The sequence below is a fragment of the Streptomyces sp. GMY02 genome, from assembly GCF_019056675.1.
Taxonomy (GTDB): domain Bacteria; phylum Actinomycetota; class Actinomycetes; order Streptomycetales; family Streptomycetaceae; genus Streptomyces; species Streptomyces odonnellii.
In genome coordinates, this window is the sequence record NZ_CP077658.1 from 3,346,205 (window position 1) to 3,365,317 (window position 19,113).

The 19,113-nt window shown below is 67.7% G+C and carries 13 protein-coding genes and 1 tRNA gene; 2 read left to right on the top strand and 12 right to left on the bottom strand.

Going from position 1 to position 19,113, the window contains the following annotated elements; genetic code table 11:
- Positions 1 to 254: 254 nt before the first annotated feature.
- The 10 genes from KQY30_RS14035 to KQY30_RS14080 all read right to left on the bottom strand — a co-directional run bounded on the left by KQY30_RS14035 (position 255) and on the right by KQY30_RS14080 (position 13,679).
- Entirely contained in the window at positions 255 to 4,160 is a 3,906-nt protein-coding gene (locus KQY30_RS14035) for a DNA-directed RNA polymerase subunit beta' (protein WP_217307106.1), read from the bottom strand.
- 127 nt (positions 4,161 to 4,287) lie between these two features.
- Positions 4,288 to 7,770: a DNA-directed RNA polymerase subunit beta gene (gene rpoB, locus KQY30_RS14040; RefSeq protein WP_046503214.1), complete on the bottom strand. Its 3,483-nt coding sequence runs from the start codon at positions 7,768 to 7,770 to the stop codon at positions 4,288 to 4,290.
- A 579-nt stretch (positions 7,771 to 8,349) separates the two neighbouring features.
- The gene (gene rplL, locus KQY30_RS14045; protein WP_217307107.1) at positions 8,350 to 8,733 is read right to left on the bottom strand and encodes a 50S ribosomal protein L7/L12; all 384 of its coding nucleotides are present in this window, start codon (positions 8,731 to 8,733) and stop codon (positions 8,350 to 8,352) included.
- 84 nt (positions 8,734 to 8,817) lie between these two features.
- Entirely contained in the window at positions 8,818 to 9,378 is a 561-nt protein-coding gene (gene rplJ, locus KQY30_RS14050) for a 50S ribosomal protein L10 (RefSeq protein WP_046503206.1), read from the bottom strand.
- A 287-nt stretch (positions 9,379 to 9,665) separates the two neighbouring features.
- Positions 9,666 to 10,610: a hypothetical protein gene (locus KQY30_RS14055; RefSeq protein ID WP_217307108.1), complete on the bottom strand. Its 945-nt coding sequence runs from the start codon at positions 10,608 to 10,610 to the stop codon at positions 9,666 to 9,668.
- Positions 10,611 to 10,804: 194 nt separating this feature from the next.
- Positions 10,805 to 11,527, bottom strand: coding sequence for a 50S ribosomal protein L1 (rplA, locus tag KQY30_RS14060; RefSeq protein WP_217307109.1), 723 nt, complete (start codon positions 11,525 to 11,527; stop codon positions 10,805 to 10,807).
- Positions 11,528 to 11,612: 85 nt separating this feature from the next.
- A complete protein-coding gene (gene rplK / locus KQY30_RS14065; RefSeq protein ID WP_046503201.1) occupies positions 11,613 to 12,047 on the bottom strand; it encodes a 50S ribosomal protein L11 in 435 nt (144 codons plus the stop codon).
- 211 nt (positions 12,048 to 12,258) lie between these two features.
- Positions 12,259 to 13,140, bottom strand: coding sequence for a transcription termination/antitermination protein NusG (gene nusG, locus KQY30_RS14070; protein ID WP_217307110.1), 882 nt, complete (start codon positions 13,138 to 13,140; stop codon positions 12,259 to 12,261).
- A 72-nt stretch (positions 13,141 to 13,212) separates the two neighbouring features.
- Positions 13,213 to 13,497 carry a preprotein translocase subunit SecE gene (gene secE, locus KQY30_RS14075; RefSeq protein ID WP_046503197.1) on the bottom strand — a complete coding sequence of 95 codons (285 nt, stop codon included), beginning with the start codon at positions 13,495 to 13,497 and terminating at the stop codon, positions 13,213 to 13,215.
- Positions 13,498 to 13,606: 109 nt separating this feature from the next.
- A tRNA-Trp gene (locus KQY30_RS14080) sits at positions 13,607 to 13,679 on the bottom strand.
- A 237-nt stretch (positions 13,680 to 13,916) separates the two neighbouring features.
- Here KQY30_RS14080 and KQY30_RS14085 point away from each other — a divergent pair.
- Both KQY30_RS14085 and KQY30_RS14090 read left to right on the top strand, forming a co-directional pair.
- The gene (locus KQY30_RS14085; RefSeq protein WP_217307111.1) at positions 13,917 to 15,143 is read left to right on the top strand and encodes a pyridoxal phosphate-dependent aminotransferase; all 1,227 of its coding nucleotides are present in this window, start codon (positions 13,917 to 13,919) and stop codon (positions 15,141 to 15,143) included.
- A gap of 199 nt (positions 15,144 to 15,342) precedes the next feature.
- Positions 15,343 to 16,392, top strand: a complete 1,050-nt coding sequence (locus KQY30_RS14090; RefSeq protein ID WP_217307112.1) for an adenosine deaminase — start codon at positions 15,343 to 15,345, stop codon at positions 16,390 to 16,392.
- A gap of 104 nt (positions 16,393 to 16,496) precedes the next feature.
- On the opposite strand, the gene KQY30_RS14095 is transcribed toward KQY30_RS14090, so the two are convergent.
- Together KQY30_RS14095 and KQY30_RS14100 are read right to left on the bottom strand one after the other, a co-directional pair.
- The gene (locus KQY30_RS14095; RefSeq protein ID WP_217307113.1) at positions 16,497 to 17,552 is read right to left on the bottom strand and encodes a UDP-N-acetylmuramate dehydrogenase; all 1,056 of its coding nucleotides are present in this window, start codon (positions 17,550 to 17,552) and stop codon (positions 16,497 to 16,499) included.
- A 71-nt stretch (positions 17,553 to 17,623) separates the two neighbouring features.
- Positions 17,624 to 19,063, bottom strand: a complete 1,440-nt coding sequence (locus KQY30_RS14100; protein WP_217307114.1) for a DHA2 family efflux MFS transporter permease subunit — start codon at positions 19,061 to 19,063, stop codon at positions 17,624 to 17,626.
- Positions 19,064 to 19,113 lie beyond the last annotated feature (50 nt).

Sequence of the window (19,113 nt, forward strand, 5' to 3'; positions counted from 1 at the left end):
TCGGGTGTGTCGAATGCTGCATGACCCCGCCGCAAGCGAGGAAAGCGCAGATTACGGTGGCCGATACTCGAACTCGCCATGCGGCTGAAGACACGCACAGGAGCCCAGGCACACCCCAGGCACAAGGTCTGAGCGTACCTACCTCATCGACTCCGGTCAAAACAAATGCCCTGGACCAGACACGCCGTACGCACCCCGCATGCCGGAGGGCGGCCACCCCCTGGGGGATGGCCGCCCTCCAGTGCTCTCACGCCTTACTGGTTGTACGGACCGTAGTCGTAGTCCTCCAGCGGGACGGCCTGGCCGGAGCCGGTGCCGAACGGCGAGTAGTCGATGTCGTCGTAGCCGACGGCCGAGTACATCGCGGCCTTGGCCTCCTCGGTCGGCTCGACCCGGATGTTGCGGTAGCGGGACAGACCCGTACCGGCCGGGATGAGCTTACCGATGATGACGTTCTCCTTGAGGCCGATCAGGGAGTCCGACTTGGCGTTGATCGCCGCGTCGGTGAGGACCCTGGTCGTCTCCTGGAAGGACGCCGCCGACAGCCACGACTCGGTGGCCAGCGAGGCCTTGGTGATACCCATGAGCTGCGGACGGCCGGAGGCCGGGTGGCCGCCCTCCGTCACCACTCGCCGGTTCTCGGTCTCGAACTTCGAGCGCTCCACCAGCTCGCCCGGCAGCAGCTCCGCGTCGCCGGACTCGATGATCGTCACCCGGCGCAGCATCTGCCGGATGATGATCTCGATGTGCTTGTCGTGGATCGACACACCCTGCGAGTTGTAGACCTTCTGGACCTCGCCGACCAGGTGGACCTGGACCGCGCGCTGACCGAGGATCCGCAGCACGTCGTGCGGGTTGGTGGCACCGACGGTGAGCTTCTGGCCCACCTCGACATGGTCGCCCTCCTCCACCAGCAGACGGGCGCGCTTCGAGATCGGGTACGCCGTCTCGTCGCTGCCGTCGTCCGGGGTGACGACCAGCTTCTTGGTCTTCTCCGTCTCCTCGATACGGACGCGGCCGGCCGCCTCCGAGATCGGGGCGACACCCTTGGGCGTACGGGCCTCGAACAGCTCGACCACACGGGGCAGACCCTGGGTGATGTCGTCACCGGCCACACCACCGGTGTGGAAGGTACGCATCGTGAGCTGGGTACCGGGCTCACCGATGGACTGGGCGGCGATGATGCCGACCGCCTCACCGATGTCGACCAGCTTGCCGGTGGCCAGCGAACGGCCGTAGCAGAAGGCACAGGTGCCGACCGCGGACTCACAGGTCAGGACCGAGCGGGTCTTGACCTCCTCGACCCCGGCGTTCACCAGCGCGTCGATCAGGACATCGCCCAGGTCGACATTGGCCGGCGCGATGACCTTGCCGTCGATGACGACGTCCTCGGCGAGCATCCGCGCGTACACGGACGTCTCGACGTCCTCCGTCTTGCGGAGGACCCCGTCGGCGCCCTTGACCGCGATCTTCAGCTTGAGGCCGCGGTCGGTGCCGCAGTCCTCCTCGCGGATGATCACGTCCTGCGAGACGTCCACCAGACGACGGGTCAGATAACCCGAGTCGGCGGTACGCAGGGCGGTGTCGGCCAGACCCTTACGGGCACCGTGCGTGGAGATGAAGTACTCCAGCACGGACAGGCCTTCACGGAAGGACGCCTTGATGGGACGCGGGATCGTCTCGTTCTTGGCGTTGGACACCAGACCACGCATACCGGCGATCTGACGCATCTGCATCATGTTTCCGCGCGCACCCGAGTTGACCATCATGAAGATGGGGTTGGTCTTCGGGAAGTTCGCGTTCATCGCCTCGGCGACCTCATTGGTCGCCTTGGTCCAGATCGTGATCAGTTCCTGGGTGCGCTCCTGCTTGGTGATCAGACCGCGCTCGTACTGCTTCTGGACCTTCTCGTCCTGCGCCTCGTAACCCTGGACGATCGCCTTCTTCGCCTCGGGCACGACCACGTCGGAGATGGCCACGGTGACACCGGAACGGGTCGCCCAGAAGAAGCCCGCCGCCTTCAGGTTGTCGAGCGTCGCCGCCACGATGACCTTGGGGTAGCGCTCGGCCAGATCGTTGACGATCTCGGAGAGCTGCTTCTTGCCCACCGAGTAGTCGACGAACGGGTAGTCCTCGGGCAGCAGCTCGTTGAAGAGCGCGCGGCCCAGGGTCGTACGCAGCCGGAAGCTGTCGCCCTGCTGGTACGTCTCGGCGTCCTCGCCGTCCGCGGGCACCGGCGGGGTCCAGCCGCGCGGCGGGATGGTGCCCACCGGGAAGCGGATGTCGACCTTCGCCTGGAGCGACAGCTCACGGTTGTCGAACGCCATGGTGGCCTCGGCGCTGGAGCCGAAGGACCGGCCCTCGCCCTTGACCTCGCGCTCCTCCTCGTCCGTGGTGAGGAAGAAGAGACCGAGCACCATGTCCTGGGTGGGCATGGTGACCGGACGGCCGTCGGCCGGCTTGAGGATGTTGTTCGAGGACAGCATCAGGATGCGGGCCTCGGCCTGCGCCTCCGCGGAGAGCGGCAGGTGGACGGCCATCTGGTCACCGTCGAAGTCCGCGTTGAACGCGGTGCAGACGAGCGGGTGGATCTGGATGGCCTTGCCCTCGACGAGCTGCGGCTCGAAGGCCTGGATACCGAGGCGGTGCAGGGTCGGCGCACGGTTCAGCAGCACCGGGTGCTCGGCGATGACCTCTTCGAGCACGTCGTACACGACCGTACGGCCGCGCTCGACCATGCGCTTCGCCGACTTGATGTTCTGCGCGTGGTTCAGGTCGACCAGACGCTTCATCACGAACGGCTTGAACAGCTCCAGCGCCATGGCCTTCGGCAGCCCGCACTGGTGCAGCTTGAGCTGCGGGCCGACGACGATCACGGAACGGGCCGAGTAGTCGACGCGCTTGCCCAGCAGGTTCTGGCGGAACCGGCCCTGCTTGCCCTTGAGCATGTCGCTCAGGGACTTCAGCGGGCGGTTGCCGGGACCGGTCACCGGACGGCCGCGGCGGCCGTTGTCGAACAGCGCGTCGACGGCCTCCTGGAGCATGCGCTTCTCGTTGTTCACGATGATCTCGGGGGCACCGAGGTCGAGAAGCCGCTTCAGGCGGTTGTTACGGTTGATCACCCTGCGGTACAGGTCGTTCAGGTCGGAGGTCGCGAAGCGGCCACCGTCGAGCTGCACCATCGGACGCAGGTCCGGCGGGATCACCGGGACGCAGTCCAGCACCATGCCCTTGGGGCTGTTGCTGGTCTGCAGGAACGCGGAGACGACCTTGAGGCGCTTGAGCGCCCGGGTCTTCTTCTGGCCCTTGCCGGTACGGATGATCTCGCGGAGGCGCTCGGCCTCCTCCTCCAGGTCGAAGGACTCCAGGCGCTTCTGGAGCGCGGCGGCGCCCATCGAGCCGTCGAAGTACGTGCCGAAGCGGTCACGCAGCTCGCGGTAGAGCAGCTCGTCGCCCTCCAGGTCCTGGACCTTGAGGTTCTTGAAGCGGTTCCACACCTCGTCGAGACGGTCGATCTCGCGCTGCGCGCGGTCGCGGAGCTGCTTCATCTCGCGCTCGGCGCCCTCGCGCACCTTGCGGCGCACATCGGCCTTGGCGCCCTCGGCCTCCAGCTCGGCCAGGTCGGTCTCGAGCTTCTTGGCGCGGGCTTCCAGGTCGGCGTCGCGGCGGTTCTCGACCTGCTGGCGCTCGACGGAGACATGCGCCTCCAGCGAGGGCAGGTCGCGCGTACGGCGCTCCTCGTCCACGAACGTGATCATGTACGCGGCGAAGTAGATGACCTTCTCCAGGTCCTTCGGCGCGAGGTCGAGCAGGTACCCCAGGCGCGACGGGACGCCCTTGAAGTACCAGATGTGGGTGACGGGCGCGGCCAGCTCAATGTGGCCCATCCGCTCACGGCGCACCTTGGCGCGCGTGACCTCCACGCCACAGCGCTCACAGATGATGCCCTTGAAGCGGACGCGCTTGTACTTGCCGCAGTAGCACTCCCAGTCCCGGGTGGGGCCGAAGATCTTCTCGCAGAAGAGTCCGTCCTTCTCGGGCTTGAGGGTGCGGTAGTTGATGGTCTCCGGCTTCTTCACTTCGCCGTGCGACCAGGTCCGGATGTCGTCCGCGGTGGCGAGGCCGATCCGCAGCTCGTCGAAGAAGTTGACGTCGAGCACTTGTCGTCAATCCCTCTTTCGGGGGTTCGAGCCCCCTCGCGTCAGCGAGAAATATGGGGCACTTCAGCAATGGTCTGATCGGGTCCGGGGAGAGCCGGCCGGATACGGGATCCGGCCGGCCAACCCGTCAGACCTCTTCGACGCTGCTCGGCTCGCGCCGGGACAGGTCGATACCGAGCTCCTCCGCCGCGCGGAAGACGTCCTCGTCCGTGTCGCGCATCTCGATGGACATACCGTCCGAGGACAGCACCTCCACATTGAGGCAGAGCGACTGCATTTCCTTGATGAGCACCTTGAAGGACTCGGGAATACCGGGCTCGGGGATGTTCTCGCCCTTGACGATGGCCTCGTAGACCTTCACGCGGCCGGTCACGTCGTCCGACTTGATCGTCAGCAGCTCCTGGAGGGCGTACGCGGCGCCATAAGCCTCCAGCGCCCACACCTCCATCTCTCCGAAGCGCTGACCGCCGAACTGGGCCTTACCACCCAGCGGCTGCTGGGTGATCATCGAGTACGGGCCGGTCGACCGCGCGTGCAGCTTGTCATCGACCAGGTGGTGGAGCTTGAGGATGTACATGTACCCGACCGAGATCGGGTCCGGGAACGGCTCACCGGAGCGGCCGTCGAACAGGTGCGCCTTGCCGGACGGCTGCACCATCCGGTTGCCGTCGCGGTTGGGGATCGTGGCCTCGAAGAGACCGGAGATCTCGTCCTCGCGGGCGCCGTCGAACACCGGGGTGGCGACATTGGTGCCGGGGGCGACATCGTCGGCGCCGATGGCCTTGAGCCGCTCCATCCACTCCTCGCTGCCCTCGACCTTCCAGCCCTGGCTGGCGAGCCAGCCGAGGTGGATTTCGAGGACCTGCCCCGGGTTCATACGGGACGGCACGCCCAGCGGGTTGAGGATGATGTCGACCGGGGTGCCGTCCTCCAGGAACGGCATGTCCTCGATCGGCAGGATCTTCGAGATGACGCCCTTGTTGCCGTGGCGTCCGGCGAGCTTGTCGCCGTCGGTGATCTTGCGCTTCTGAGCGACGTACACCCGCACGAGCTGGTTCACGCCCGGCGGCAGTTCGTCGCCCTCCTCGCGGTCGAAGACCCGTACGCCGATGACCTTGCCGGTCTCGCCGTGCGGCACCTTCAGCGAGGTGTCACGGACCTCACGGGCCTTCTCACCGAAGATCGCGCGGAGCAGCCGCTCCTCCGGGGTCAGCTCCGTCTCGCCCTTGGGCGTGACCTTGCCGACCAGGATGTCCCCGGCGACGACCTCGGCACCGATCCGGATGATGCCGCGCTCGTCGAGGTCCGCGAGGACCTCCTCGGAGACGTTCGGGATGTCCCGGGTGATCTCCTCGGGGCCGAGCTTGGTGTCCCGGGCGTCGACCTCGTGCTCCTCGATGTGGATCGAGGAGAGGACGTCGTCCTGGACCAGCCGCTGGCTGAGGATGATCGCGTCTTCGTAGTTGTGGCCCTCCCACGGCATGAACGCCACGAGGAGGTTCTTGCCGAGCGCCATCTCGCCGAGCTGGGTGGCCGGACCGTCCGCCAGCACCTGGCTCTCGACGACCCGGTCGCCCTCGTTGACGACGACTTTCTGGTTGACCGAGGTGCCCTGGTTGGAGCGGGAGAACTTGGCGATGCGGTACGTGGTGTACGTGCCGTCGTCGTTGGCCACCGTGATGTAGTCCGCGGAGACCTCCTGGACCACACCCTCCTTCTCCGCCTTGATGACGTCCCCGGCGTCGACCGCGCAGCGGTACTCCATGCCGGTGCCGACGAGCGGGGCCTCGGAGGTGATCAGGGGCACGGCCTGACGCATCATGTTCGCGCCCATGAGGGCACGGTTGGCGTCGTCGTGCTCCAGGAACGGGATCATGGCGGTCGCGACCGACACCATCTGGCGCGGCGAGACATCCATGTAGTCGACGTCGTTGCCGGGAACGTAGTCGACCTCGCCGCCACGGCGGCGGACCAGGACCCGGGGCTCGGTGAAGCGGAGATCCTCGGACAGGGTCGCGTTCGCCTGGGCGATGACGAACCTGTCCTCCTCGTCGGCGGTCAGGTAGTCCACCTCGTCGGTGACCTGGCCGTCGGTGACCTTGCGGTACGGGGTCTCGACGAAACCGAACGCGTTGACCCGGCCATACGAGGCGAGCGAGCCGATCAGACCGATGTTCGGGCCTTCGGGGGTCTCGATCGGGCACATGCGGCCGTAGTGCGACGGGTGCACGTCGCGGACCTCGAAGCCGGCCCGCTCACGGGAGAGACCACCCGGGCCAAGAGCCGACAGACGGCGCTTGTGGGTGAGACCCGACAGCGGGTTGTTCTGGTCCATGAACTGCGAGAGCTGGCTCGTGCCGAAGAACTCCTTGATGGAGGCGACGACCGGCCGGATGTTGATCAGTGTCTGCGGCGTGATCGCCTCGACATCCTGGGTCGTCATGCGCTCGCGCACGACGCGCTCCATCCTCGCCAGACCCGTACGGACCTGGTTCTGGATCAGCTCGCCGACGTTGCGCAGACGGCGGTTGCCGAAGTGGTCGATGTCGTCGGTCTCGACCACGATCGTCGAGCCGTTCTCCCCGACCGTCTCGGTCTCACCGGCGTGCAGCTTGACCAGGTACTTGATGGTCGCGATGACATCGTCGGTGGTGAGCACGCCGGCGTCCAGCGGCTCGTCCGCGCCGAGCTTCTTGTTCACCTTGTACCGGCCGACCTTGGCGAGGTCGTACCGCTTCGGGTTGAAGTAGAGGTTCTCCAGCAGCGTCTGGGCGGCCTCACGCGTCGGGGGCTCGCCCGGGCGCAGCTTGCGGTAGATGTCGAGCAGCGCGTCGTCCTGGCCCTGGGTGTGGTCCTTCTCCAGGGTGGCGCGCATCGACTCGTACTCGCCGAACTCGTCCAGGATCTGCTCGGTCGTCCAGCCGAGAGCCTTGAGGAGGACGGTCACGGACTGCTTGCGCTTGCGGTCGATACGGACACCGACCATGTCGCGCTTGTCGATCTCCATCTCCAGCCAGGCACCCCGGGACGGGATGATCTTGGCGGAGTAGATGTCCTTGTCGGACGTCTTGTCGATCGACGAGTCGAAGTAGACACCCGGCGAGCGGACGAGCTGCGACACCACGACACGCTCGGTGCCGTTGATGACGAAGGTGCCCTTGTTGGTCATGAGCGGGAAGTCGCCCATGAAGACCGTCTGGGACTTGATCTCGCCGGTCTCGTTGTTGGTGAACTCGGCGGTGACGAAGAGCGGGGCGGCGAAGGTGAAGTCGCGCTCCTTGCACTCGTCGATCGAGTTCTTGGAGGGCTCGAAGCGGTGGTCGCGGAAGGTCAGCGACATCGACCCGGAGAAGTCCTCGATCGGGGAGATCTCCTCGAAGATCTCCTCCAGACCGGACTTCCTGGGGACGTCCTGCCCGTTCTCGAGAGCCGCCTCGACACGAGCCTTCCAAGCGGCATTGCCGAGCAGCCAGTCAAAGCTCTCGGTCTGCAGCGCAAGGAGGTTCGGAACCTCGAGGGGCTCCTTGATCTTTGCAAAGGAGATGCGCAGCGGGGCGGTGCTGGCGCCGTTGTTCGTATTCGCGGTCGAGGCGTTGCGCGAGGCGGCCAAGAGGGGGTCCTTCCGAGGGCTCGGACTCACTACGCGCGTACCGGTCCCAAGCTGCGCACGGAGGCAGAAAGCCCAGTTCAGGGCCTTTCAACCACCGATGCTCATACGAGGGGGTGCCCCTGGTGACGGGCAGGGAGCAGCTAACAGGCAGCGCAAAGGGTCAGTGTAGCCACTTGGCACACTGATGTCCAGACCGGGTTTTCCGACACCCTCGTTGTTCTCAACACCCTTGTCTCAACCGCTGAAGCCTTCGCGCCGTAGGCGCACATCGATACTGCCCTCTTCGTCGTCGATCCATGCCTCGGATCCGGATCGATTGTGCCGACGCGTTCCTGAGAATTGCGCGCTGCGTGCGGTTCGTCAAGGCCCCCCACCCCCTGCGGAGCGTTACCGGGCGTACGTGAGAACGGCGATGATCACGATACTCGCCGCCGCCGGAAGAGCAAGGCAGCCCCCACGTGAACGCGGAAGGGCGACCACCCGACTGGGTGATCGCCCTGCGCGTCAACATCGCGCCTCAGGGGCGCCGAGACTGCCTCCGTACGCCCTGGGGGCGGGCGGTGGCGGACTCGTAAGGGGTTACTTGACCTCGACGGAGGCGCCGGCGCCCTTGAGGGACTCGGCGGCCTTCTCGGCGGCCTCCTTGGCGACCTTCTCCAGGACGGGCTTCGGGGCGCCGTCCACGAGGTCCTTGGCCTCCTTCAGACCCAGGGAGGTCAGCTCGCGCACGACCTTGATGACCTGGATCTTCTTCTCGCCCGCACCGGTGAGGATGACGTCGAACTCGTCCTGCTCCTCGACGGCCTCGGCCGGAACACCGGGGACACCGGCGACCGGGGCGGCGACCGCGGCGGCGGCGGTGACGTCGAACTTCTCCTCGAACGCCTTCACGAACGCGGAGAGCTCGATGAGGGTCATGTCCTCGAACTGCGCGAGCAGGTCTTCCTGGCTGAGCTTCGCCATGATGGCGGTCCTTCCACTATGTCGGCTGGTGCCGTACGTACAGTTCCGCGGGCGTACCGGCCCGCTCCGACCGAACGAGCGTGATTACTCGGAGTCGGCCTCGACGGGAGCCGGCGTACCGGCACCGTCCTGCTCTTCCTTCTTGACACGAAGCGCTTCCGCGGTGCGGACGAACTTCGACGGAAGCGCCTGGAAGAGGGAGGCAGCCTGGGACTGCTTGCCCTTCATGGCACCCGCCAGCTTGGAGAGCAGAACCTCGCGGGACTCGAGGTCCGCGAGCTGCTTGATCTCATCGGCGCTGAGCGCCTTGCCGTCAAGGACGCCGCCCTTGATGATGAGATTCGGGTTGTCCTTGGCGAAGTCACGAAGACCCTTCGCCGACTCCACCGGGTCACCGGTGACGAAGGCAACCGCCGTCGGACCCGCGAACAGGTCGTCCAGCGTGCTGATCCCGGCCTCGTTGGCCGCGATCTTGGTCAGCGTGTTCTTCACCACGGCGTACTGGGCGTTCTCACCGAGAGAACGGCGCAGCTCCTTGAGCTGCGCCACGGTGAGACCCCGGTACTCGGTCAGCACGGCGGCGTTCGAGCTGCGGAACTTGTCCGTCAGCTCCGCCACCGCGGCAGCCTTGTCGGGCCTTGCCATGAGCGTCGGCCTCCTTCCGGGTGATGAGGACCGCTCGGAAGGGGCTGGGCACAACGAAACGCCCCGGCGCAGGCGCACGGGGCGTAGCTCGACCGAATGGAATCCGGGAGCTCTCCACAGTCACCTGCGCAGGTCGTCCGCGGCTAGCGGATCCTTCGGCCACCGCGCCCTCGTACGAGCACACGGCAACGACCAGCGGTCTTTGGCTTCCTGGTGAGAGTACGTGAGCGGGGTATCACAAGCAAATCCGTCACGGACCTGCGGTCAGGTCCGTGACGGACCTGAGGTCAGGCGCCCGGGCCCCCGTCGGCGCCCTGCCCCACGGCCGCGAGATCCCCCAGCATCTTGAAGACATCGGCGGTCTGCCCGGCGGGCGGGGCCTGTACGTCGGTCTTCACTCCGTAGTCGGTGTAGCTCGCGGTCACACGCACCGTGCCCTCCGGGGTGTCCATGCCGATGTCCATCTTCACCGGGTAGCTGTCGGCGTTCACCCAGACCTCGGTGTCGTACGCCTTGAGACCGGACTTCTTCATCGCGGCGAGGAGATCCGTCCGCTCCTTCGCGCTGAGGACGGCGAGCGACTTGTTGGACTTGAGCATCTCCTCCAGCGTGAGCCGGCCCTTGTAGTGCTCGGTCGGGATCCCGCCGATCTTCTCGCTGCCGACGTGCTTGAGGCTCGGGGATTCGAGCAGGATGCCCAGTTGCTGCGCCGGGTCCTGGTTCATGTTCTCCAGGCCACCGGCCATCGCCTCGGCGGCCTTCGCGTCACCCGAGGCCTTGGCTATCGCGGCGAAGTCGAGCTTCATCCAGCGCTTGCCGTCCATCTCCTTGGCGCTGGCGGCACCCATGTCCATGTACATGACGTTGTTGATCCACACCATACGGACCTGCTCGGGCCCCTCGGGGTCGGACGCCAGCGCCGTCCCCGACATGGTCACATCCATCACGGTCGGGCCCCAGCCCATCACGCCGGACATCTCGATCGTCCCGGCGTCAGGTCCGGTCCCCGGCGTCTCCATCGTCATGGTGACCCTGGCGGACTTGGCCTCGGCCGTCTTCTTGTAGGCGGCGGCGATCACCTCGGTCGCGGGCGCGGCCTGTGCCTTCACGGCGCCGGTCGTCGCCTTCCCGCCGCCCGCGGCGCTCCCCTCGCTCTGACAGCCGGCGACAGCCACCATCACGGCCACCGCCGTCACCGCCACACCGGCGCGCACCCTTGTCGACTTGCTCATTCCCCACCCCAAGTGTTGTCCCGGGCCACCGGTTCGGTCCGGTTTCCCCTGCCAGCACGCTAACCCACGCCTCTGACAGCTCACACAAATTAATCTCGCAGCTCACACGGCGGAGAGCCGGTCCGCGCGCCTCTGCCGAGGTGCGCGGACCGGCTCTTGCCACGCATACGCGTGCCCCGGGGCTGCCGTCAGTGTCAGACGGCGGCCGGGTCCTCCTCGACGAGGAGGTTACGGGTGCGGTTGGCGTCCAGCGGGATGCCGGGGCCCATCGTCGTGGTGAGGGTCGCCTTCTTGATGTAGCGGCCCTTCGCGGCGGACGGCTTCAGACGGAGGATCTCCTCCAGCGCCGCGGCGTAGTTCTCGACCAGCTTCGTCTCGTCGAAGGAGACCTTGCCGATGATGAAGTGCAGGTTCGAGTGCTTGTCGACGCGGAACTCGATCTTGCCGCCCTTGATGTCGGTCACGGCCTTGGTGACATCAGGGGTGACCGTGCCGGTCTTCGGGTTCGGCATCAGACCACGCGGGCCGAGGACACGGCCGAGACGGCCGACCTTGCCCATGAGGTCCGGGGTGGCGACGACGGCGTCGAAGTCCAGACGGCCCTTCGAGACCTCGTCGATCAGTTCGTCGGCGCCGACGATGTCGGCGCCCGCGGCGCGCGCTGCCTCGGCACGGTCACCGGTCGCGAAGACCAGGACCCGGGCGGTCTTGCCGGTGCCGTGCGGAAGGTTCACGGTGCCACGGACCATCTGGTCGGCCTTGCGCGGGTCGACGCCCAGCCGCATGGCCACCTCGACGGTGCCGTCGAACTTGGTGGTGGTGGTGTCCTTGGCGAGACGGACGGCTTCGAGCGGGGCGTAGCTGCGCTCCCGGTCGATCTTGGCGTCCGCGCCGCGGAGAGCCTTGCTGCGCTTCACTTCTTCTCCTGGTGGTTCTTCATACAAGGGTGGAGGGTGTGGTCCGGGCCGCGCAGGGCCCTGCCACGGGGCGTGACCGGTGGGGTCAGCCCTCGACCGTGATGCCCATGGAACGGGCGGTGCCGGCGATGATCTTCTCGGCGGCGTCCAGGTCGTTCGCGTTCAGGTCGGGCATCTTGGTCGTGGCGATGTCGCGCACCTGGTCGCGGGTGAGCTTCGCGACCTTCTTGACGTGCGGCTCGCCGGAGCCCTTGTCCACACCCGCGGCCTTGAGGATCAGCTTGGCGGCCGGCGGGGTCTTGGTGACGAAGGTGAAGGAACGGTCCTCGTAGACCGTGATCTCCACCGGCACGACCATGCCACGCTGCGACTCGGTCGCGGCGTTGTAGGCCTTGCAGAACTCCATGATGTTGACGCCGTGCTGGCCCAGCGCGGGGCCGACCGGCGGAGCCGGGTTGGCCGCGCCGGCGCTGATCTGGAGCTTGATAAGCCCCGTGACCTTCTTCTTCTTGGGAGGCATGTGCTCTCTCCGGGTCCTAGTGAGAGTTTTCAGCCGGCCATCCGGTCATCCGGTTGGAGGCATACCGCACAACGATAACGGGTATAGGTGCGCGGCTAAAAACCGACAGGTCAGACATCTGCGGAAGCCTGTCTGACCTGGTCGGAAGCTGTGGTTCCAGAAAGCGAGAGGGCCGTCCCGGCGGGCGCGCGGCGCCCGGCCGGTCCCGTGCTCAGTTCTTCTGGATCTGGTCGAAGCTCAGCTCGACCGGGGTCTCGCGGCCGAAGATCTCGACCAGGCCCTTGACCTTCTTCGAGTCGGCATTGATCTCGTTGATGGTCGCCTGGAGCGTGGCGAACGGGCCGTCCGTGACGGTGACCGAGTCGCCGACCTCGAAGTCCAGCACCTGGACCTCGACCTTGCGGGCCGGCATCGGCTTGCCCTCGGCCTCGGCCGCCTCGCGGGCGGCCTTCTCCTCGGCCTCCGGCGCGAGCATCTTGACGATCTCGTCCAGGGTCAGCGGATACGGGTCGTACGCGTTGCCCACGAAGCCGGTGACGCCCGGGGTGTTGCGGACGACGCCCCAGGACTCGTTCGTCAGGTCCATGCGCACCAGGACATAGCCCGGGAGCTTGTTCTGGCGGACGTTCTTCCGCTCGCCGTTCTTGATCTGGACGATCTCTTCCTCGGGGACCTCGGCCTGGTAGATGAAGTCCTCGACGTTCAGCGAGACGGCGCGCTGCTCCAGGTTGGCCTTCACGCGCTTCTCGTAGCCCGCGTAGGTGTGGATCACGTACCACTCGCCGGGCAATCCGCGCAGTTCGTCGCGGAGCGCCGCGATCGGGTCGGCGGGCACATCGGCCGAAGGCTCGGCGTCCGTTCCGTCGGCCCCGGCCTCGTCGTCGGCGTCGTGCGCGTCCTCGGCGGAGTCGTCGTCCGCTCCGGTCTCGTCGTCCTCGACATGGACGGCGGCCTCTTCGGCCGGCTCGCCCGCGGCGACATCAGCGGCTTCGGCCTGGTCTGGCTCGACAGCGTCCGCCGCCTCGACGATGCCGGTTTCGTCCTCTCGGGACTCCTCCGACTCGCTGGCGTCGTTCAGTTTCGGGTCAGACACGGTGGCTGCTTCTTCCTGGCTCAATGGGTGGAACACGCGAAAGGGGCGCCGCGCCGGGCGCCCTCCGCGGGATCAGCCGAAGACGTACTTGATTGCTTGCTGGAAGCCATAGTCAATCACGGTCACCAGACCGATCATGATGACAACGAAGACAATCACCACTGTGGTGTACGTCGTCAGCTGATTGCGAGTCGGCCAGACGACCTTGCGCAGCTCGGCGACGATCTGACGGTAGAAGAGCGCGAGACGGCCCAGAGGACCCTTCTTTCCGCGCTTGCCACCCTTGCGTGGCTTCTTCGACTCCTCGGACTCATCGTCGGCATCAGGCTTGTCGATGGAGCCCACGGCGTCCGTCACGCTCTCTCACCTGATTCCCGGTCGTGGCCGTGCCGCGCCCGGGGGAGCCGCACGGCGATGCGTTGAATATACGTACATGCGCACACAGCCTAGGCGAAGGTGTGTGTAGCAGGGCCGGAGGGACTTGAACCCCCAACCGCTGGTTTTGGAGACCAGTGCTCTACCAATTGAGCTACGACCCTTTGTGTCAACCTCAACCTACCGCATCCGACCGGGTGCACGGAGTGCCTGGTACGGACCTGTCTGCCGAGAGCCAACGACGAGTGAGTGTACGTGGTCCCGGCGCCCGCGTCGAACAGCTTGCGCCGGATCCGTCGAGGACCGGTCCCCGACCGGTCCCGCGGGCAGCTCGTCGCCTGATGTGTCCATCATGGGAAACCTGTGTGCCGACGCGGTTTCGGGTCTGGGACCATGGCCGTATGAGCGCTGCAATCCCACCCACCGAGCGCCGGGTCTCCGCCCGAGTCGGCGCGATCTCCGAGTCCGCGACCCTCGCCGTGGACGCCAAGGCCAAGGCCCTCAAGGCCGCCGGGCGTCCGGTGATCGGCTTCGGCGCCGGCGAGCCCGACTTCCCGACGCCCGGCTATGTCGTCGACGCGGCGGTCGAGGCCTGCCGCAACCCCGCGTACCACCGCTACACCCCGGCCGGCGGGCTCCCCGCGCTGAAGGCCGCCATCGCCGAGAAGACGCTGCGCGACTCCGGCTATGAGATCGAGCCGTCCCAGGTCCTGGTGACCAACGGCGGCAAGCAGGCGATCTACGAAGCGTTCGCGGCCATACTGGACCCGGGCGACGAGGTCATCGTCCCGGCTCCGTACTGGACGACGTACCCCGAGTCGATCCGGCTGGCCGGCGGTGTCCCGGTAGAGGTCGTGGCCGACGAGACCACCGGCTACCGGGTCTCCGTCGAGCAGTTGGAGGCGGCCCGTACGGAGCGTACGAAGGTCGTCCTTTTCGTCTCGCCGTCGAACCCGACGGGCGCGGTCTACAGCCCCGCCGACACCGAGGCCATCGGCCGCTGGGCCGTCGAGCACGGGCTGTGGGTCATGACGGACGAGATCTACGAGCACCTCGTCTACGGGGACGCCGAGTTCACGTCGCTGCCCGCCGTCGTACCGGAGCTGCGCGACAAGTGCATCGTGGTCAACGGGGTGGCGAAGACCTACGCGATGACCGGCTGGCGGGTGGGGTGGGTCATCGGCCCCAAGGATGTCGTCAAGGCCGCGACCAACCTCCAGTCGCACGCCACGTCGAACGTGTCGAATGTCGCGCAGGCCGCGGCGATCGCGGCGGTCTCCGGCGATCTCACCGCCGTCGCCGAGATGCGTGATGCCTTCGACCGGCGCCGCCAGACGATCGTGCGCATGCTCAACGAGATCGACGGCGTGGTCTGTCCGCGGCCCGAGGGCGCCTTCTACGCGTACCCCTCGGTGAAGGGCCTGCTCGGCAAGGAGATCCGGGGCACGCGTCCGCGGACCACGGTCGAGCTGGCCGCGCTGATCCTGGAGGAGGTGGAGGTCGCGGTCGTACCCGGTGAGGCCTTCGGTACCCCCGGCTATCTGCGGCTTTCGTACGCGCTCGGCGACGAGGACCTGGTGGAGGGCATCGCCCGGATCCAGAAGCTGCTCTCCGAGGCCCAGGACTGACTTCGGCCAGGGCCGACATCAGGACCGACATCAGGACCGACGTCACGCGAACTTCGCGCGGACCAGCTCCGGGAAATTCGCGAAAGCTGTGCGAGAACGGGCTCCCGACAAGGACCGGGGGCCCGTTTTTGCGTTCGAGCAAGATCTCGATAGGGGAAAGAGGCTGTCGGCCGGCCCTCACGTGCGGCAGGATCCTGGAATGGAGAGCACCACCCGACCCCGCGATCTCGGTCGTCTGCCCAAGGCCCATCTGCATCTGCACTTCACCGGCTCGATGCGGCCCACGACCCTGCTGGAACTCGCCGAGAAATACGGCGTCCATCTCCCCGACGCGCTGACCAGCGGCGAACCGCCGCGGCTGCGTGCGACCGACGAGCGCGGCTGGTTCCGTTTCCAGCGGCTGTACGACATCGCCCGGTCCTGTCTGCGTACCCCTGAGGACATCCAGCGGCTGGTGCGCGAGGCCGCCGAGGAGGACGTACGGGACGGCTCCGGCTGGCTGGAGATCCAGGTCGACCCCACGTCGTACGCCCCCATGCTCGGCGGGCTGATCCCGGCTCTGGAGATCATCCTGGACGCCGTGGACACGGCCGCCCGGGAGACCGGTCTCGGGATGCGGGTGCTGGTCGCGGCGAACCGGATGAAGCATCCGCTGGAGGCCAGGACCCTGGCGCGGCTCGCCGTGCGGTACGCGGACCGTGGCGTCGTCGGCTTCGGTCTCTCCAACGACGAGCGGCGCGGCATGGCCAGGGACTTCGACCGGGCCTTCGCGATCGCCCGGCACGGTGGACTGCTGGCCGCGCCGCACGGCGGCGAGCTGACCGGGCCCGCGTCCGTACGGGACTGTCTGGACGATCTGCGCGCCGCCCGGATCGGGCACGGCGTCCGGGCGGCGGAGGACCCCCGGTTGCTGCGCAAGCTCGCGGAGCGGGAGGTGACCTGCGAGGTCTGCCCGTCGTCCAATGTGGCGCTGGGGGTGTACGAGAAGCCGGAGGACGTGCCGCTGCGGACGCTGTTCGAGGCCGGGGTGCCGATGGCGCTCGGCGCGGACGACCCGCTGCTGTTCGGCTCCCGGCTGGCGGCCCAGTACGAACTGGCCCGCGCGCACCACGGGTTCAGCGACAACGAACTGGCGGAGCTGGCACGGCAGTCGGTACGGGGCTCGGCGGCGCCGCCGGAGGTACGGGAGAAGCTGCTGGCGGGGATCGACGCCTGGCTCACGGACGAACCCGCGGGGTCCGACGCGTAACCGGTGCCGCGCCGCGCAATCGGTGTCGTCTGTCCGTGTCCTCTTCAGAGGGCCACGGTCTACTTCAGAGGCTCACCGTCTTCTTTAGAGGGCCACGGTCTTCTTTAGAGGGTCACGCCTACCGTCACCGGTTCGTTGACGAGCGTGATCCCGAAGGCCGCGTGGACCCCGGCCACCACTTCCCGGGCCAGCGTGAGCAGATCCTCGGTGGTCGCCCCGCCCCGGTTGGTGAGGGCGAGGGTGTGCTTGCTGGAGATACGGGCCGGGCCCGTGCCGTACCCCTTGGTGAAGCCGGCCTTGTCGATCAGCCAGGCGGCGGAGGTCTTCGTACGCCCCTCCCCCGCCGGGAACGCGGGCGGTGTCACCTCGGCGCCGAGAAGGGCTCTCGCGCGGCCGAGGAACTCGGCGTACTCCTCGTCGGCCAGGACCGGGTTGGTGAAGAAGGAGCCGGCCGACCAGGTGTCGTGGTCCTCCGGGTCCAGCACCATGCCCTTGCCCGCCCGCAGCTTCAGGACGGTGTCCCGGGCGACTGCGGCGGGGACACGGTCGCCGGGTTCGACACCGAGGGCGCGGGCCGTCTCGGCGTACTTGAGCGGGGCGGAGAGCCCGTCGGCGTCCTCCAGCGCGAAGCGGACCCGCAGGACCACATAGCGCTCGGGGTGCTCCTTGAAGCGGCTGTGACGGTACGAGAAGGCGCACTCGGCGCTGGTGAGCGTGACGGGGGCGCGCGTGGCGCGGTCGTAGGCGACGACCTCGGTGATGGTGCTGGACACTTCCTGGCCGTACGCCCCGACGTTCTGGATGGGGGTGGCACCGGCCGATCCGGGGATGCCCGCGAGGCACTCGACGCCGGCCAGGCCCGCTTCGACGGTACGGGCGACCGCGTCGCTCCAGATCTCGCCCGCGGCCAGCTCCAGTGCGGTGCCGTCGAGGGCGAAGCCCCGCGTGGCGATGCGCAGTGCGGTGCCCTCGAATCCGCGGTCCCCGATGACCAGATTGCTGCCGCCGCCGATGATCAGGAGCGGGGTGCCGGCCGCGTCGGCTTGCCGTACGACGTCGATGACCTCGTCGTCGGTGGTGGCCGTGACGAGGCGGGTCGCGGGGCCGCCGAGCCGGAAGGTGGTGAGGGGGGCGAGAGGCGCGTTGTGGAGTTCCTGCACGGGACAAGACTACGGGCCGTCGCAATCGCGGGTGCGATCGCAACGGCCCGTAGGCAGGGCGGTGTGGCGCGTCAGGCAGCGGCGGGCTCGTACTCCTCCACCCCCTTCGCCCCCTCCCCGGCCGGGGCCGTCCGCCGGGCGCGCCGCCCCGGGATGAGCAGGGCGGTCAGCGCCGCGAGCGCCACCGCCCCGGCGCCGATCCAGAGGGCCGGGACGGTGCCGTCGACGAACGCGTCGCCGGACTCGTATCCCCCTCGCGCCGCGAAGACCGCGCCGAGGACCGCGACCCCGAGCGCTCCGCCGACCTCGCGCAGGGCGTTGTTGGCGCCGGAGGCGATGCCCTGTTCCGCGGGGCGGACGCTGGACATGACCAGGCTGGCGGCCGGGGCGAAGTACATGCCCATGCCGATACCGCTGATGATCAGGGCCGGAAGCTGTGCCGAGTAGGCCACCCCCGGCTCGATGACCAGCGCGAACCAGCCGAGCCCGATGGCCTGGAGCGCCAGTCCCGCCGCCACGACGGGACGGCCGCCGATACGGTCGGAGACCACACCGGCGATCGGCGAGACGAGCAGGGGCATCGCCGTCCAGGGGAGCATCCGCAGACCGGCCTCGGTGGGCGAGTAGCCGAGAACGCCCTGGAGGAACTGGCTGAGCAGGAAGATCGAGCCGAACATGCCGAGGAACATCAGCAGGCTCGCCGCGTTGATCCCGGTGAAGGCACGGCTCGCGAAAAGGCGCATGGGGAGCATCGCGTCGGGGCGGCGCAGACCGTGGAACACGAAGGCCACGAGCAGCGCCGTCCCCGCGAACAGGCCGAGCAGCACGGTGTTGCTGGTCCAGCCCTCGGCGTTGGCGTTGACCAGGGCGTAGACGATGCCGAAGAGACCGGTGCTGATCAGGATGGTGCCGGGCATGTCGAGCCGGGCGCCGGGGCCGTGCGATTCCTTGAGGCGCAGCCGGGCGAGCGGCAGCAGGGCCAGGCCTATCGGCACGTTCAGCCAGAAGATCCAGTCCCAGGAGAGATGCTCGGTGAGGCTTCCGCCGACGAGCGGGCCACTGGCGACGGCGAGGCCGGTGATGGCTCCGAAGATCCCGAGGGCCGCGCCGCGCCGTTCCGCGGGTACGGCGGCGGTGAGGAGGGTGAGCGCCAGCGGCATCATGATCGCCGCGCCGACGCCCTGGACGGCACGCGCGGCGATCAGCGCGTCGATTCCGGGCGAGAGGGCTGCGGCGGCGGAGGCGCCGGTGAAGATCGTCAGGCCGGTGAGGAAGAGCCTGCGGCGGCCGAACCGGTCACCGAGGGACGCACCGAACATGAGGAGCACCGCAAAGGTGAGCGTGTACGCGTTGACCGTCCACTCCAGGTCCTCCAGCGCGCCGCCGAGGTCCTCGCGGATGGAGGGCAGGGCCGTGGTGACGACGAGGTTGTCCAGGGCGGCCATGAAGCTGGCGGCACCGGTGACGACAAGGGCCCAGGCGGCGGAGCCGCGGGCTGCTGACTGGGGCATGGCTCTCCCTTTCGGGTTAGTTATTGATTACTAATTTTTTGGGGCAGAAG

Bases quoted from the DNA above. Each gene is read 5' to 3' on its own strand.
- rplL (WP_217307107.1), bottom strand. From the start codon at position 8,733: ATGGCGAAGCTCAGCCAGGAAGACCTGCTCGCGCAGTTCGAGGACATG.
- rplJ (WP_046503206.1), bottom strand. From the start codon at position 9,378: ATGGCAAGGCCCGACAAGGCTGCCGCGGTGGCGGAGCTGACGGACAAG.
- KQY30_RS14055 (WP_217307108.1), bottom strand. From the start codon at position 10,610: ATGAGCAAGTCGACAAGGGTGCGCGCCGGTGTGGCGGTGACGGCGGTG.
- rplK (WP_046503201.1), bottom strand. From the start codon at position 12,047: ATGCCTCCCAAGAAGAAGAAGGTCACGGGGCTTATCAAGCTCCAGATC.
- KQY30_RS14085 (WP_217307111.1), top strand. From the start codon at position 13,917: ATGAGCGCTGCAATCCCACCCACCGAGCGCCGGGTCTCCGCCCGAGTC.
- KQY30_RS14090 (WP_217307112.1), top strand. From the start codon at position 15,343: ATGGAGAGCACCACCCGACCCCGCGATCTCGGTCGTCTGCCCAAGGCC.
- KQY30_RS14100 (WP_217307114.1), bottom strand. From the start codon at position 19,063: ATGCCCCAGTCAGCAGCCCGCGGCTCCGCCGCCTGGGCCCTTGTCGTC.